Source organism: Novilysobacter longmucuonensis (assembly GCF_046600735.1).
In the GTDB taxonomy this organism is placed as follows: domain Bacteria; phylum Pseudomonadota; class Gammaproteobacteria; order Xanthomonadales; family Xanthomonadaceae; genus Novilysobacter_A; species Novilysobacter_A longmucuonensis.
Genome location: NZ_JBJMAW010000019.1, coordinates 1 through 15,910, shown reverse-complemented (window position 1 = coordinate 15,910; position 15,910 = coordinate 1). Strand labels below are relative to the sequence as shown.

The 15,910-nt window shown below is 66.5% G+C and carries 14 protein-coding genes; 11 read left to right on the top strand and 3 right to left on the bottom strand.

Annotation, left to right across the window (positions count from 1 at the left end; genetic code table 11):
* Window positions 1–77 precede the first annotated feature (77 nt).
* The 10 genes from dnaA to ACJQWM_RS13180 all read left to right on the top strand — a co-directional run bounded on the left by dnaA (window position 78) and on the right by ACJQWM_RS13180 (window position 11,502).
* A complete protein-coding gene (dnaA, locus tag ACJQWM_RS13225) occupies window positions 78–1,409 on the top strand; it encodes a chromosomal replication initiator protein DnaA (protein ID WP_332707446.1) in 1,332 nt (443 codons plus the stop codon).
* A 272-nt stretch (window positions 1,410–1,681) separates the two neighbouring features.
* Complete coding sequence (gene dnaN / locus ACJQWM_RS13220; protein WP_332707449.1) at window positions 1,682–2,782, top strand: DNA polymerase III subunit beta; 1,101 nt, start codon at window positions 1,682–1,684, stop codon at window positions 2,780–2,782.
* Between the two features lie 102 nt (window positions 2,783–2,884).
* A complete protein-coding gene (gene recF, locus ACJQWM_RS13215) occupies window positions 2,885–4,033 on the top strand; it encodes a DNA replication/repair protein RecF (protein ID WP_332707452.1) in 1,149 nt (382 codons plus the stop codon).
* A gap of 192 nt (window positions 4,034–4,225) precedes the next feature.
* Window positions 4,226–6,694, top strand: a complete 2,469-nt coding sequence (gene gyrB, locus ACJQWM_RS13210; protein ID WP_332707455.1) for a DNA topoisomerase (ATP-hydrolyzing) subunit B — start codon at window positions 4,226–4,228, stop codon at window positions 6,692–6,694.
* A 95-nt stretch (window positions 6,695–6,789) separates the two neighbouring features.
* Entirely contained in the window at window positions 6,790–7,593 is an 804-nt protein-coding gene (locus ACJQWM_RS13205; RefSeq protein WP_332707458.1) for a M48 family metallopeptidase, read from the top strand.
* 139 nt (window positions 7,594–7,732) lie between these two features.
* Window positions 7,733–8,947 carry a tetratricopeptide repeat protein gene (locus ACJQWM_RS13200; RefSeq protein ID WP_411306889.1) on the top strand — a complete coding sequence of 405 codons (1,215 nt, stop codon included), beginning with the start codon at window positions 7,733–7,735 and terminating at the stop codon, window positions 8,945–8,947.
* 161 nt (window positions 8,948–9,108) lie between these two features.
* Window positions 9,109–9,777, top strand: a complete 669-nt coding sequence (locus tag ACJQWM_RS13195; protein WP_411306888.1) for an energy transducer TonB — start codon at window positions 9,109–9,111, stop codon at window positions 9,775–9,777.
* Between the two features lie 84 nt (window positions 9,778–9,861).
* Entirely contained in the window at window positions 9,862–10,614 is a 753-nt protein-coding gene (locus ACJQWM_RS13190) for a MotA/TolQ/ExbB proton channel family protein (RefSeq protein WP_332707874.1), read from the top strand.
* A 36-nt stretch (window positions 10,615–10,650) separates the two neighbouring features.
* Window positions 10,651–11,067, top strand: a complete 417-nt coding sequence (locus tag ACJQWM_RS13185) for an ExbD/TolR family protein (protein WP_332707876.1) — start codon at window positions 10,651–10,653, stop codon at window positions 11,065–11,067.
* Window positions 11,068–11,088: 21 nt separating this feature from the next.
* Window positions 11,089–11,502: an ExbD/TolR family protein gene (locus ACJQWM_RS13180; RefSeq protein ID WP_332707878.1), complete on the top strand. Its 414-nt coding sequence runs from the start codon at window positions 11,089–11,091 to the stop codon at window positions 11,500–11,502.
* Between the two features lie 243 nt (window positions 11,503–11,745).
* Here ACJQWM_RS13180 and ACJQWM_RS13175 read toward each other — a convergent pair whose 3' ends face one another.
* The 3 genes from ACJQWM_RS13175 to cls form a co-directional block, all read right to left on the bottom strand.
* Window positions 11,746–12,525 carry a pyridoxine 5'-phosphate synthase gene (locus ACJQWM_RS13175; RefSeq protein WP_332707880.1) on the bottom strand — a complete coding sequence of 260 codons (780 nt, stop codon included), beginning with the start codon at window positions 12,523–12,525 and terminating at the stop codon, window positions 11,746–11,748.
* A gap of 100 nt (window positions 12,526–12,625) precedes the next feature.
* Window positions 12,626–12,883, bottom strand: a complete 258-nt coding sequence (locus ACJQWM_RS13170; protein ID WP_332707886.1) for a hypothetical protein — start codon at window positions 12,881–12,883, stop codon at window positions 12,626–12,628.
* 98 nt (window positions 12,884–12,981) lie between these two features.
* Window positions 12,982–14,418, bottom strand: a complete 1,437-nt coding sequence (gene cls, locus ACJQWM_RS13165) for a cardiolipin synthase (protein WP_332707882.1) — start codon at window positions 14,416–14,418, stop codon at window positions 12,982–12,984.
* 67 nt (window positions 14,419–14,485) lie between these two features.
* Here cls and ACJQWM_RS13160 point away from each other — a divergent pair, with 67 nt between their 5' ends.
* Entirely contained in the window at window positions 14,486–15,619 is a 1,134-nt protein-coding gene (locus ACJQWM_RS13160) for a PA0069 family radical SAM protein (protein ID WP_332707884.1), read from the top strand.
* Window positions 15,620–15,910 lie beyond the last annotated feature (291 nt).

The window sequence follows — 15,910 nt, the reverse complement described above, 5'->3', positions numbered from 1 at the left end:
CGTCGCCGGCCTGCGGCGCGATGCCCCGGCGTCGCGCTTGGAGCCGCTTCGCCATCAAGAACCCGCGCACAACATCTATGGACGTCTGGCCCCGCTGCCTCGAACGCCTCGAAGCCGAATTCCCGGCCGAGGACGTCCACACCTGGCTCAAGCCGCTGCAGGCCCTGCGGCGCCATGACGGCACCGTGCTCTACGCGCCCAACGCTTTCGTGGTCGAACACGTGCGCGAGCGCTACTTGGCGCGTATCCGCGAGTTGCTGGCGCACTTTTCCGGCAGCGGCGAGGTGAGCCTCGAGGTCGGTTCGCTGCCACGCGCCGCCGCGCCGCGCCTGGCCGAACCGGCCTCGGCGCCCCGCGCGGCCGCCACCTTGGCGATCGAGACTTTCAACGGCCATCTCGACAGCCACTACACCTTCGAAAATTTCGTGGAAGGCCGCAGCAACCAGCTCGGCCGCGCCGCGGCCGGACAGGCCGCGCTGAAGCCCGGCGACCGCGCCCACAATCCCCTGCTGCTCTACGGCGGCACCGGGCTGGGCAAGACCCACCTGATGTTCGCCGCCGGCAACGCCATGCGCGCGGCCAATCCCGGCACCCGGGTGATGTACCTGCGCAGCGAGCAGTTCTTCAGCGCGATGATGAAGGCCCTGCAGGAAAAGGCGATGGACGGCTTCAAGCGCCAGTTCCAGCAGGTCGACGCGCTGCTGATCGACGACATCCAGTTCTTCGCCGGCAAGGACCGCACGCAGGAGGAGTTCTTCCACACCTTCAATGCGCTGTTCGACGGCAAGCAACAGATCATCCTGACCTGCGATCGCTACCCGCGAGAGGTCGAGGGGCTGGAGCCCCGGCTGAAGTCGCGCCTGGCCTGGGGCCTGAGCGTGGCGATCGAGCCGCCGGACTTCGAAACCCGCGCGCAGATCGTGCTGTCCAAGGCCAAGGAGCGCGGCACCCTGATTCCCGAGGAAGTTGCGTTCCTGCTGGCCAAGAAGATGCGCTCCAACGTGCGCGACCTGGAAGGTGCGCTCAACACGCTGGCCGCCCGCGCCAACTTCACCGGACGCGCGATCACGCCCGAGTTCGCCCAGGAAACCCTGCGCGACCTGTTGCGCGCGCAGCAGCAGTCCATTGGCATCCCCAACATCCAGAAGACCGTGGCAGACTACTATGGCCTTCAGATCAAGGACTTGTTGTCGAAACGGCGGACTCGCTCGCTCGCCCGGCCGCGCCAGATGGCCATGGCGCTGACCAAGGAGCTGACCGAGCACAGCCTGCCGGAGATCGGCGACGCGTTCGCCGGGCGCGACCACACCACCGTGCTGCACGCCTGCCGGCAGATCCGCACGTTGATGGAGACCGACGGCAAGCTGCGCGAGGACTGGGACAAGCTGATCCGCAAGCTCAGCGAGTGAGATCGGCGGGAAGTGGCAAGTTGGTGTATGAAGTGCCTGCAAGTTGTGGATAAAGTGCAGGACCACTGCACCGCCCAAAGTTGTCCACAGGTTGTCATGGCGCTTCAGGGGTGGTTTTACCGGGGTTCATAATCGGGATTTACCTTTTTATATCAATCGGTTGGATGAGTTCTCCCGCGGTTTCGGTGACACCATCACCACCAGGCTTTTGATTTATCCAATCTTTCGTACTGGAGCTCCGGCCCCAGTCATCATGGGGAAAAGGGGTCCACATGCGTTTCAGCCTGCAGCGCGAAATCTTCCTGAAACCGTTGGCGCAAGTGGTCAACGTGGTCGAACGCCGGCAGACCTTGCCGGTCCTGGCCAACCTGCTGGTGCAGGTCCGCGACGGCCAGCTCTCGCTGACCGGTACCGACCTGGAGGTCGAGATGGTCTCGCGGGTCATGGTCGAGGACGCCGAGGACGGCGAGATCACGATTCCGGCGCGCAAGCTGTTCGAGATCGTCCGCGCCCTGCCCGACGGCAGCAAGATCACCGTGTCGCAGGCAGGCGAAAAGGTGGCGGTCCAGGCCGGCCGTTCGCGCTTCACCCTGGCGAGTCTGCCGGCCAATGACTTCCCCTCCATCGACGAGGTCGAAGCGACCGAACGCGTGCGCGTGCCGGAGGCTTCGCTCAAGGAGCTGATCGAGCGCACCGCGTTTGCGATGGCCCAGCAGGACGTGCGCTATTACCTCAACGGCCTGCTGTTCGACCTGCGCGAGGACAGCCTGCGTTGCGTTGCCACCGACGGCCATCGCCTCGCCCTGTGCGAGGCCGAGTACGAGGGCAGTGCCCAGACCAAACGGCAGATCATCGTGCCGCGCAAGGGCGTGACCGAGTTGCAGCGCCTGCTGGAGGGCGGCGACCGCGAAATCGAGATCGAGATGGGCCGCGGCCACATCCGGGTCAAGCGCGACGATGTCACCTTCACCAGCAAGTTGATTGACGGGCGCTTCCCGGACTATGAGGCGGTGATACCGATCGGCGCGGACAAGGAAGTGCTGATCGACCGCGAGGTCCTGCGTGCATCGCTGCAGCGTGCGGCGATCCTGTCCAACGAGAAGTACCGCGGGGTCCGGATCGAGGTGTCACCGGGTCAGCTCAAGATCAGCGCGCACAACCCCGAGCAGGAAGAGGCGCAGGAAGAGGTCGAGGCCGAGACCAAGGTCGACGATCTGGCCGTGGGGTTCAACGTCAATTACCTGCTCGATGCCCTCAGCGCGCTGCGCGACGAGCAGGTGGTACTGGCCCTGCGCGATGCCAACTCCTCGGCGCTGCTGCGCGAAGCGGCCAACGACAAGTGCCGGCACGTGGTGATGCCGTTGCGACTCTGAGTGGCGGCTCGTGCGCCGCTAATGTTCCACGTGGAACGCACTTCCAGTATTCGCGCCCGGCTCGTCCGGGCGCTTTCTTTTGCGCTCATTGATATTTGAACCATGCAGGTCACCCGGCTCGACATCCGCGGTTTGCGCCGCTTCGACGAAGTCAGCTTCGCGCCCTCCCCCGGACTCAATCTGATCACCGGCGAGAACGGCGCGGGCAAGACCAGCGTGCTGGAAGCGCTTCACCTGATGGGGTACGGCCGCAGCTTCCGGGGCCGGGTCCGCGATGGCGTGATCAAGGCGGGAGCCCCTGCCGTGGAGGTGTTCCTCGAATGGCGCAGCGGAACTCGATCCCTGGCCCCAGCCGGCACGGAGCCTGAGATTACCGGCGGGCCTGCCGCGCGCCTGCACAAGGCCGGGCTCCGACACAGCGGGGACGCTTGGCAGGGACGGCTCGACGGGGCTGCGGTAGCGCACCTGGGTGAACTGTGCGCGGCGCTGGCGGTGGTGACGTTTGAGCCTGGCAGCCATGCCCTGATCACCGGCGGCGCCGAGAACCGCCGGCGCTACCTCGATTGGGGCCTGTTCCACGTGGAACACGAGTTCCTGCCCCAGTGGCGCCGCTATGCCCGGGCGCTCAAACAACGCAACGCGCTGCTGAAGACGCGGCGCCCTGACGCGCAGCTCGATGCCTGGGAACACGAGCTTGCCGAGGCGGGCGAGCCGTTGAGCCGCCGGCGCCAGTTGTATCTGGATGCGTTGCAGCCGCACTTCGCCACCGTGCTGGCCGAGTTGACCCCACAACTGGCCGACACCCGGCTGGAATACCACCCGGGGTGGAGGCGTGAGAATTATTCGCTGGCCGATGCGCTGCTGCTGGCGCGCGACCGGGATCTGGCTGCGGGTTTCACTTCGGTGGGCCCGCACCGGGCCGACTGGCGCCTGGTGCTTTCGGCCCTGCCGGGGCGGGAGGCGTTGTCGCGCGGGCAAGCCAAGCTGACCGCGCTCGCCGCCATTCTGGGCCAGGCCTCGCATCATGCCGGGACCGCAGGCGACTGGCCGGTTATCGCATTGGACGACCTCGGCTCCGAACTGGATCGCCGTCACCAGCACCGCGTGCTCGAAAAGCTGGCGGGGACCCCGGCGCAGGTGTTCCTGACCGGCACCGAAGCACCCTCGGCCCTTGATGCAGCCTGGTTCCGACAGGGTGCGAGGTTCCACGTGGAACAAGGCGCGATTAAGCGCGTGGAAGCGTCTCCGTAAGACGAGCGCCACCACATGCGGACTGGGTAGCGCGCCTCGCCCAAGCGCTGACCCGATAGCCTCACGGTTCAGTCCATGGTTCATCCGGAACCCGAGCAGCCGGCCCCGACTGCTATACTGCGCACACGTATATTTAATGTGTCTCGACGCCCCGGCGAGCCCGCGGACGCGTCGTCGGAGCCTGTTGCCGCAATGATCCAGACCGAGCACGACCCCTCGTCCGACGCGTCGACCGACGCCCCCGTCATCTCCCAGGCATACGACTCCAGCAAGATCACCGTCTTGCGCGGGCTCGAAGCCGTGCGCAAGCGCCCCGGCATGTACATCGGCGATGTCCACGACGGCACCGGCCTGCACCACATGGTGTTCGAGGTGGTCGACAACGCGATTGACGAGGCGCTGGCCGGGCATGCCGATGATGTGATCGTCACGCTGCACGAGGACGGCTCGGTCGGTGTATCCGACAACGGCCGTGGCATCCCGGTCGACATCCACAAGGAAGAGAACGTCTCCGCGGCCGAAGTCATCATGACCGTGCTGCATGCCGGCGGTAAGTTCGACGACAACAGCTACAAGGTCTCCGGCGGCCTGCACGGCGTCGGCGTCTCGGTGGTCAACGCGCTGTCGGAGCATCTGTGGCTGGACGTCTGGCGCGACGGCCACCACTACCGGCAGGAATACGCACTGGGCGAGCCGCTGTACCCGCTCAAGCAGCTGGAGGCGGCCGACAAGCGCGGCACCCTGCTGCGCTTCAAGCCGGCGGTGGCGATTTTCAGCGACGTCGAATTCCACTACGACATCCTCGCCAAGCGCTTGCGCGAGCTGTCGTTCCTGAACTCCGGGGTCAAGATCACCCTGGTCGACGAGCGTGGCGAGGGCAAGCGCGACGTGTTCCAGTACGAGGGCGGCATCCGCTCCTTCGTCGAGCACCTGGCGCAACTCAAGACCCCGCTGCACCCCAACGTCATCTCGGTAACCGGTGAGATGAACGGGATCACGGTCGATGTCGCCCTGCAGTGGACCGATGCCTATCAGGAAACGATGTTCTGCTTCACCAACAACATCCCGCAGAAGGACGGCGGCACCCACCTGATCGGTTTCCGTGCCGCGCTGACCCGCACGCTGAGCAACTACATCGAACAGAACGGCATCGCCAAGCAGGCCAAGGTGGCGCTGTCGGGCGATGACATGCGCGAGGGCATGATCGCGGTGCTGTCGGTCAAGGTACCGGATCCGAGCTTCTCCTCGCAAACCAAGGAAAAGCTGGTCAGTTCCGACGTCAGGCCGGTAGTTGAGCACACGTTCGGCGCACGTTTGGAGGAGTTCCTGCAGGAAAACCCCAACGAGGCCCGTGCCATCGCCGGCAAGATCGTCGATGCGGCGCGCGCGCGCGAGGCCGCGCGCAAGGCCCGTGACCTGACCCGCCGCAAGGGCGCGCTCGACATTGCCGGCCTGCCCGGCAAGCTGGCCGACTGCCAGGAAAAGGACCCGGCCAAGTCCGAGCTGTTCATCGTCGAGGGCGACTCCGCCGGCGGCTCGGCCAAGCAGGGCCGCAACCGCAAGACCCAGGCGATCCTGCCGCTCAAGGGCAAGATCCTCAACGTCGAGCGCGCGCGCTTCGACCGCATGCTGGGCTCGGCCGAAGTCGGCACCCTGATCACCGCGCTCGGCACCGGCATCGGCAAGGACGAGTACAACCCCGACAAGCTGCGCTACCACCGCATCATCCTGATGACCGACGCCGACGTCGACGGCAGCCACATCCGCACCCTGCTGCTGACGTTCTTCTACCGGCAGATGCCCGAACTGATCGAGCGCGGACACATCTATATCGGCCTGCCGCCGCTGTACAAGATCAAGCAGGGCAAGAACGAAATCTACCTCAAGGACGACGCGGCGCTGGACGCGTATCTCGCCGGCAACGCAGTGGAGGGCGCCTCGCTGATCCCGGCCGATGGCGAGCCGGCGATCGAGGGCGCCAATCTGGAGAAACTGCTGCTGGTCTACGCCGCCGCGCGCGAGACGATCGTGCGCAATGCGCACCGCTACGACCCGCACGTGCTGGAGGCGCTGATCGACTTCACCCCGCTCGACAGCGCGCACCTGCTGCAGAATGTCGATGAGCGCCACGAACTGGATGCGCTCGAGCAGCGCCTCAACCGCAGCGGGCTGGGCAAGCCGCGCTACCGGCTGGAACTTCAACTGCCCAACGACCTGCGCCCGGCCGCGCTGCTGGTCAAGCGCACGCACATGGGCGAGACGGTGGTCCAGGTGCTGCCACTGGCCGCATTCGAGGGCGGCGAGTTGCGCGCCCTGCGCGAGGCCGCTTCGCGCCTGCACGGCCTGGTCCGCGAGGGCGCGAGAATCCTGCGCGGCAATCGTGCCGAGTCGATCGACCGCTTCGCCCAGGCCCAGGCCTGGCTGCTGGATGAGGCCAAGAAGGGTCGCCAGATCCAGCGCTTCAAGGGTCTGGGCGAGATGAACCCGGAGCAGCTGTGGGACACCACGGTCAATCCCGAAACCCGGCGCCTGCTGCAGGTACGGATCGAGGATGCGGTCGCGGCCGACCAGATCTTCAGCTGCCTGATGGGCGACGTGGTCGAACCGCGCCGCGAATTCATCGAGTCCAACGCACTCAAGGTCGCCAACCTCGACGTCTGAGCGCGCTTCGGCGCGACCACCGGGCTGGCCGAATTGACGGCCCGTTGATGCCGCAGCGGTTACAAGCGGGTGATCACCACCCCAACGGGATCCTCATGAAGCAACTACTGCTGGCCGTGGCGATCGCCGCCGCCGCCACCTCCTGCGCGACCACGACCTCGCCCACCGGCCGCACCCAACAGGTCGGGGCGGTGTCGCAAGCCGAGCTCAACCAGTTGGGCGCGCGCGCTTTCGCCGAGGCCAAGGCCAACAACCGGCAGAGCAGCGATGCCGGGCAGACCCGCTACGTGCGTTGCGTGGTCGAGGCGGTCACCCGCGAACTGCCAGCCGAATGGCAGGCCAACTGGGAATCGGCGCTGTTCGTCGACGAGTCCCCCAACGCCTTTGCGCTGCCTGGGGGGAAGGTCGGTATCCACACCGGCATCTTCAGCGTCGCGCGCAACCAGGACCAGCTGGCGGCGGTCATCGCGCATGAGATCGGCCACGTCGTGTCGCGCCACCACGACGAGCGCATCACCCGGCAGATGGGTGCCCAGGCCGGGCTCGGCATCCTCGGCGCGCTGGTCGGATCGCAGTACGGGCAGGGCGCCGCCAATGCCACCGGTCAGTTCGGCGGCGCGCTCGCCCAGAGCGTGTTCCTGCTACCCAACAGCCGCACCCAGGAACTCGAGGCCGACGTGGTCGGACAGCAGCTCATGGCCGAGGCCGGTTTCAACCCTCAGCAGGCGGTCGACCTGTGGCAGAACATGATGGGGGCCAGCGGCAGCCGCGCGCCGGAATGGCTCTCGACCCATCCAGACCCGCAGTCGCGCATTCAGGAACTTCGTGGCCGTGCCAGCGTTCTAACGCCGGTGTACCAGCAGGCGCGTGCCGCCGGACGCACCCCGCAGTGCGGCTGAGCGCGACCGAATGGACACAATGTGGCGGTTGCGCCCGATCGGCTATCGCCGGCGCCTGCGTTTCTGGTAGCGTGACTGCCCCGCCGCCGCCCCCTCTTCCCGCCGAACCGTCCATCGGCAGTAGATCGAAGGTGATCCCATGAATGCATCCCCCTTCCGCAACCGCAGCATCCTTGCGGCCGCCATCGGTGTCGTGCTGATGTTCGGCCTGGTGTCGCAAGCGACCGCGCAAGCGGCCCGTGAACGCGCGGAGCGCCGCGAGCGTTCCGAGAGCAGGCAGCAGGATGACCAGGAAGTCGTCGAGAAGTATGCCAATGCCACCCGCGAGAATTCGAAGCAACAAGCTTCTTCGCGCCTGGCCAAACCCCTCAACAAGCTCATCTCCTTGCACGAGGAAGGCAAGTCTGCGGAGGCGCGCGCCGCCGCCGAAGAAATCATCGCCCACGAACGCGCCAACGCCTATGAGCGGGCGATCGCAGCTCAGATCGCAGCGCACGCAAGTTACGAGGCCGAAGACAACGCCGCTGCGATGGATTACCTCCGGCAAGCGCTCGAGTTCGACGGCCTCGACAACAACAACCACTTCAACTCCATGCTGATGCTGGGTCAGATGCAACTGCAGCAGGAGCAGTACGAGCAGGCGATCGCGACGTTCGATCGCTATGTGGCCGAATCCGGGAGCGATGATCCCGAAGCGCTCGCGCTGAAGGGCAACGCGCTGTACGCCATGGAGCGCTATCCGGAAGCCGCCGAGGCCCTGAAACGGGCCATGGAGGCCTCCCCGGAACCGCGCGCCGATTGGATGCAGCTGCTGATGGCGGCCTATGCGGAGACGGGGCAGACCGCCGAAGCCGCGCGTCTTGCAGAACAAATCGCCAGCAAGAGCCCGGGCGACAAGCGCTCGCAGCTGAATCTGGCGGCGATCTACCAGCAAAGCGACATGCCCGACGAGGCCGCCGCCGTACTCGAGCGCGTGCGCGCCGCCGGACAACTGACCGACGAAGCGGAGTACCGCCAGCTGTATGCGACCTACCTCAACCTGGAAGGCAAGGAGCGAGAGGCCGCCGAGGTCATCAATGAGGGCCTGCAGAAGGGCGCGTTGAAGGAAGACTTCAACACCTACCTCGCATTGGCCCAGGCCAACTACTTTTCCGACCAGATCGATCCGGCGATCCAGGCCTATCGCAAGGCCGGTCCGCTGGATGACGACGGCGAGACTTTCCTGAACCTGGCACGGGTGCTGTGGCAGGAGGACCGCATCGGCGAGGCCAAGGCCGCCGCCCAGCAGGCCCTCGACAAAGGCCTGCAGGACCCCGAAGACGCACGGAAGATCCTCGCGCTACCAGGGAACTGATCCAGCGCCTGATCCGCATCACGAAACCGCCACGTTGTGCTTGGAACCTCGGGTGCAGTTTGGTATATCCTAGGAAGTTCCCGCGGCTACACGCTTGCGGGAACAATTCGACCGACCGCGCGCCCCTGGCGTCCGGCATCACCTCCCCGAGCTGACGGCGCATGACGCAAGACCTCGAAATTAACGCTAAACACGACGACGCCGAAGGACTGAACTGGGCACGTATTGCCGGGATCACGATGGCGATCGCGGTGCACGCTGCGGCGCTGCTTCTCCTGCTGGCGCCGATGGCGCCACCGCCGGCCGACGAGCCGGAAGAGGAAGTCACGCTGGTCAATATCGTCCAGCCGCCACCCCCGCCGCCACCGCCGCCGCCGCCGCCGCCGGAGCCGCCCGAGGAGCCGCCACCGCCGCGGACCCTGGCGCCGCCAACCCCGACGCCGCTACCGCCGCCGCCGGAAGATCCGCCGATCATCGTCGACGATCCGAGCCCGATCGATGTTCCGGCGCCGCCGCCGTCGCCGCCGGCCCCGCCGGCCCCGGCGAACACCATCGGCAGCGTGGACGCGTCATCGCGCGCGATGAACCCGCCGCGCTATCCGCCCGCCGCGGTTCGCTCGGGCATCGAGGGCACGGTGATCCTGATCATCAGCATCGATGCTCAGGGCAACGTGCTCGACGTCGAAGTCGAACGCTCCAGCCGCAACCGCGATCTGGACCGCTCGGCGATCGAGGCCGCGCGTCGCTGGCGCTTCAATCCGGCCGTGCAGAATGGTCAGCAGGTTGCCAGCCGGGTGCGGGTCCCGGTGGATTTTAATCTTGACCGCTAGCTCCAGCCGGTCAGGACCTGTGTTGCTCCATCCCGAAGCTTCTTCACACGACATCACTTCCACGACATCCAGAAGGTAAGCGTCATGCTGCAGGAACCCACCACCGCCGCCTCCGCCGGGGGCACCAACGCCGAAGCGCTCCAGCAGATGAGCTTCGGCGCCATGATCCAACACTTCGACGCCCTGTCGTGGATCGTCTTCATCACCCTGGTGGTGATGTCGGCAATGTCCGTGTACTGGATGATCTTCAACGCGGTCAAGAACATGCGCATGCGGTCCCGGTCCGACCGGGTGATGACCACGTTCTGGGAAACCACCAATGCGCAGGACGCGATCCGCTACATGGAAGAGCAGCCGGCCAGTGAGCCGTTCTCCAAGATCGCGCTCGACGCCGCCCTGGCCGCGTCGCACCACCAGCGTAATGAAGGCTCGCGCCTGGTCGAATCGCTGAACCGTTCCGAGTTCGTCGACCGTGCCCTGCGTCAGGCGGTCACCCGCGAAAGCGGTCGCCTGGAGAGCGGCATGACCCTGCTCGCCTCGGTCGGTGCGACCGCGCCGTTTGTCGGTCTGCTCGGCACCGTCTGGGGCATCTATCACGCGCTGATCCGCATCGGCCTTTCGGGCGATGCATCCATGCAGGCGGTGGCCGGTCCGGTAGGCGAGGCGCTGATCATGACCGCGATCGGTCTGTTCGTCGCGATCCCGGCGGTGCTGGCGTACAACTTCTTTGTCCGCATCAACCGCAACACGTACAACAAGTTCGACACGTTCGCGCACGACCTGCACGACTTCTTCGCCACCGGCTCGCGCGTCGGCGACCTGTCGGTCAAGCGTTAAGCGACGCCGTCACCTACGCCTCGTTGGAGTTCAGACATGGCTTTCAGTTCCGGCAATGACAGCGGCGGGCCCATGGCCTCGATCAACGTCACGCCCCTCGTGGACGTGATGCTGGTGCTACTGATCATTTTCATGATCACCGCTCCCCTGATGACCCATAAGGTCAAGATCGATCTGCCCGAAGCCAATCTGGTCGACAGGGAAAGCCGGGTGGAGGTAGCGCCGATCAACCTGGCGGTGCTCGAGGACGGCTCGCTGTTCTGGGACGACGAGCCGATCACCCCGAGCCTGCTGGAGAGCAGGCTCTCGGTGGAGGCGCAGAAAACCCCGCAGCCGCAGATCAACGTGCGTGGTGACCGCAACACCAAGTACCGGATCGTGCAGGACGTGGTGCAGACCGCCCAGGATCAGGGCATGCGCAAGGTCGGCTTCGTCGCGACCCGCGAACAGTAACGGTCACCCGGAGATTACGAGATGGCTTTTTCTTCCGACGCCGCTGGCGGCGCAATGGCCGATATCAATGTCACGCCGCTGGTCGACGTGATGCTGGTGCTGCTGATCATCTTCATGGTGACCGCGCCGATCCAGACTTACCCGATCGAGGTCGGTCTGCCGCAGCGCACCCTGAACCCGCCACCGCGGACCCAGGAGCCGCCGCCGCCGATCAGCCTGCGGATCGATGCCAACGGCCAGGTGTTCTGGAACAACGCGCCGCAGCCGGTATCGGCATTGCCGAACCTGATGCGGGTCGAGGTCGAGCGTGATCCGACCAACCAGCCCACGCTGGAAATCGACACCAATGCCGAAGCCAGTTATGGCGTTCTGGCCAAGGTGCTGGCGCATGCGAAGAACGCGCAGATGAACAAGATCGGCTTTGTCCGTGATTGAATCAGGGCGCCACTGATCAGGTGCCACGCGTACTGACGTGATGTTGTGAACGCCGCCTCCGGGCGGCGTTTTTTTGTCCAAGGGGTTTACCGGGAGACCCGGTCATAATGCCGCCCACGAACTTTGTAGGAGCGCCCCATGGGCGCGACCGCGCCGCATGGCGCGCGGGTGGGTGGGATCAGGTCGCGCCCATGGGAGCTCCGACAGGTGCTGGGGGGAAGGGCCCCCGCCAGCGCGATAGCCTCAACCCTTGGCAGCGGGAAGGGAGCCGAGTATCCCGAGATAACCGCGAACGGTCCCGGTGAGCCCCTCGTACAGCGCTTCGGCGATCAGCGCATGGCCGATCGACACCTCGAGCACGCCGGGTACGCTGCGCAGGAACATCGCCAGGTTGGCCTGGCTGAGGTCGTGGCCGGCATTGACCCCCAGCCCGGCGGCCCGGGCACGGCGTGCGGTACGGGCAAACCGTTCGAGCATCGCCGACGCATTGCCGCAGACGGCCGCCTCGGCGTAAGGACCGGTATACAACTCGATCCGGTCGGCGCCCGCCGCGGCCGCCCGTTCGAGGTCGGCGGCACCATTCTCCCCATCGGCGTCGGCGAACAGGCTGACCCGGCACCCGCAGTCCTTGAGGTCGGCGATCAAGGGGCGCAGCGCCTCGGCGTCGCGATGGAAATCAAAGCCGTGGTCGGAGGTGAGCTGGCCATCGTCGTCCGGCACCAGGGTCACCTGCGCCGGCCGCACGCGTGCACACAACGCGAGCAACCCCGGATAGCCGTCGCGTGCGGGTGCGAACGGGTTGCCTTCCAGATTGAACTCGACGCCGCGGGTGCGGGTCAGTTCGGCCAGTGCGTACACGTCGTCGGCACGGATGTGGCGCGCGTCCGGCCGCGGATGCACGGTGATGCCATGGGCGCCGGCGTCGAGGCACTCGGCGGCCGCGCGCACCACGTCGGGTTCGGCGCCGCCGCGCGAATTGCGCAGCACGGCGATCTTGTTGACGTTGACGCTCAGTGCGGTCATGCGGGCGGGCCTGGAGTGTCGGGCACGCATGTTGGCGCAGCGCCCGTCACCCCGACAAGCGCGGCCGCTGGCGACATCGCCAAAAATCCGCCGGCTTGGCCTAGCGCGGCGGCTCCGATTGCGACTCGGCCAGCTTCCGCGCTTCGGCTTGTTCGCGCAGGCGGCGCAGTTCGACCGGATCGATCATCTGCGACTCGTCCCGGCCGCGGCTGCCCAGGCGCTGCTGCAGCAGCCCGATGATCCAGGCCAGCATCAATGCGAACGCGGCCAGCAGGCAGACAACAAGCACGCCCACCGAAGGGGTCTTGAACGCGACCGCGAACGCGGCCAGCGCCAGCAACAGAAACAGCCAGGGCAACATTGCGGGGCTCCGGATCGAGCGATTGGCGACACGAGTGTACCCGTCCGGGCGGGCCTGGTTCACCCGCCGAACGGCTTTGACGGCCGCCGGTCGGATTACAGCAGCGGAGACACCAACCGTGCCAGCGCCTCGGGCAGCCGCGATCGCCACAGCGGACGGGCGCGGTCGTGGTGAACCGGCGTGCACTGGCCACATTCGTTTTCGATCAGCGCCGTCAGGCGCTCCGCCAGGGCGGTGTCCAGGAACATTACCGACACCTCGAAGTTGAGCCGGAAGCTGCGGTGATCGAAGTTGGCGCTGCCGAGGATCGCGAAGTTGCCGTCGCACAGCAGCGCCTTGCTGTGCAGCAGGCGCGGGCCGTACTCGTAGATCTTGACCCCGGCAGTCAGCAACTCGTCGAAGTACGAGCGGGCGGCGTAGGTGACCAGGCGGCTGTCGCTCATCTTCGGCACCAGTAGCCGGACATCCAGCCCGCCCAGCGCGGCCGAGGTCAGCGCCATGCGCGCGGCCTCGCCCGGCACGAAGTAGGGCGTGACCAGCCACACCCGCCGCCGCGCCGCATGGATCGCGCTGACTTGCAGCCGGTGGATCGACTCCCACGGTGAGTCCGGTCCTGACACCACCACCTGCGCGGCGATCGTGCCCACCTCCACAGTGCGGCTCGGCAGCGCCAGCGGCTTGCCCCCGGTGGCGTAGGCCCAGTCCTCGATGAATACCAGCTGCAGCTCGCGGACCACGTCGCCTTCCAGGCGCAGGTGCAGGTCGCGATAGGCCGTCTGGCCGAGTCGCTCGTCCTGCGCGTCGGTGATGTTGATGCCGCCGGTGAAGGCGACGGCGTCGTCGATCACCAGGATCTTGCGATGGGTGCGCAGGTTCAGCCACGGCCGCTTCCACAACCGGTGGAAGCGCATCGGGTGGAACCACGCGAACTCGCCGCCGGCATCGAGCAACGGCTGCACGAACGCCTGCTTGAGGTTGCCCGAGCCGACCGCATCGAGCAGCAGCCGCACCTGCACGCCCGCCCGGGCGCGTTCGATCAGGGCGTCGCGCAGCGCCGTGCCGGTGCGATCGGGTTCGAAGATGTAGTACTCCAGGTGGATGCGCTCGCGCGCCTGCGCGATTGCGGCGAGTACCGCCTGGTATTTGGCCGCCCCGTCGACCAGCAGGTGCACGGCGGTTGCCGTAGTCGGCGGCAGTCCGGTGGTGGCCTGGCCGATCGACGCCAGTTCGATCGCTTCCGGGCTCGGCGACAGCCCGGACGGCAGCAACGGCAACGCGGCGCGTGTGCGATTGCGCCGCAGCCGTTGCCGCTGGATGCGTTGCGGGCCGAAGAAGTAGTAGATGAAAAAACCCAGCACCGGCAGCGCCGCCAAGCTGATCAGCCAACTCAGGGTCGCGGCCGGTTCGCGCTTCTGCAGCACGATCCAGCCACCCAGCCAGATCACGTAGCCGGCCCAGCCGAGCGCGACATACAGGCCCAGATGCGGGATCGCCAGGAGGAACTGCCACAGGCCAAGCAGGGGGTCGGGCATCGGAGATCCGTGAACGATTCAGGCGCCGTCGCGGGTCGTGCGACCGGGCGAGGGTAGCCTAGGCGGCATGGACGATGCCCGCAAAACCAGCGGCCGCGAGTGCGACGCCGGCGACATCGACGCCCGCACCGCATTGGCGCCGATCAAGGGCCGCGGTGCCGCCTCGCGCGTGACCGGTCGCTTCGCGGTGACCACCGCGCACGGCGAGGACGACGGCTGGGGCTCGGTCTACGAGGACCTCGCCGATACCCCGCATCCGGCGACCCAGGTGCGCGAGGAGCGCGCGCGCAGCGTGATCAGCCGCAACGACTCGCCCGACGTCGGCTTCAGCCAGTCGGTCAACCCGTACCGCGGTTGCGAGCACGGCTGCGTGTACTGTTTCGCCCGGCCCTCGCATGCCTACCTGGACCTCTCGCCCGGCCTGGATTTCGAGACGCGGCTGTTCGCCAAGACCAACGCCGCCGAGCGCCTGCGCCATGAGCTGGCCAAGCCCGGCTACCGCCCGTCGCCCATCGCGCTGGGCATCAATACCGATGCCTACCAGCCGATCGAGCGCCGCTACCGGATCACCCGCGAGGTGCTGGAGCTACTGGCCGAGTGCAGACATCCGGTGAGTTTCGTCACCAAGAGCGCGTTGATCGAGCGCGACCTTGACGTGCTGAGCGCGCTCGCGCGTGATCAGCTGGTCACGGTGTACTTCTCGGTGACCACACTCGACAACCGACTCGCGGCCCGTATGGAGCCGCGCGCGTCGGCGCCGCACAGCAAGCTCAAGGCAATGCGCACGCTGAGCCAGGCCGGCGTGCCGGTCGGGGTGATGGTGGCGCCGGTGGTGCCGATGATCACTGACCATGAGATCGAGCGGATCCTGCAAGCCTCGTTCGATGCCGGCGCGCGCTCGGCCAGCTACGTGCTGCTGCGACTGCCGCACGAGCTCAAGCAGGTCTGGCGCGAGTGGCTGGAGCTGCACTACCCGGAACGCGCCGAGCACGTCATGAGCCTGATCCGGCAGATGCGCGGCGGCAAGGATTACGACAGCGCGTTCGGCAAGCGCATGCGCGGCGAAGGCCCTTTCGCGCAGCTGATCGCCCAGCGCTTCGCCAAGGCGCACAAGCGCATCGGTTTCGGCCGGCTGCCGCCGCTGGACAGCAGCAAGTTCGTGGCGCCGCGCAAGCCGTCGCCGCAGGGTGATCTGTTCTGAGTCACGTGTCGCCGGATGCACGGGCGCCGAATCGATGACGCGTGTGGATCGCCAGGCGCCTCACAGGGGGTGCTCAGTCCCTTCGGCTTAAAACCGTTCCAGCGAACGCTGGATTGCACGTTGAACGTTAGCCTTGGGGCCTTGGCCGTTGCCGTTACCACGCAAATCAAACAACGCCGCCTCTCCACAGACGGAACCTCATCCGATTTTGTTGACACCCTCACCTAACGAGAGGTGTCAGATGGCCAAGCCCGGTCTTCGCAAGATCCATCGCTACAGCGACGAGTTCAA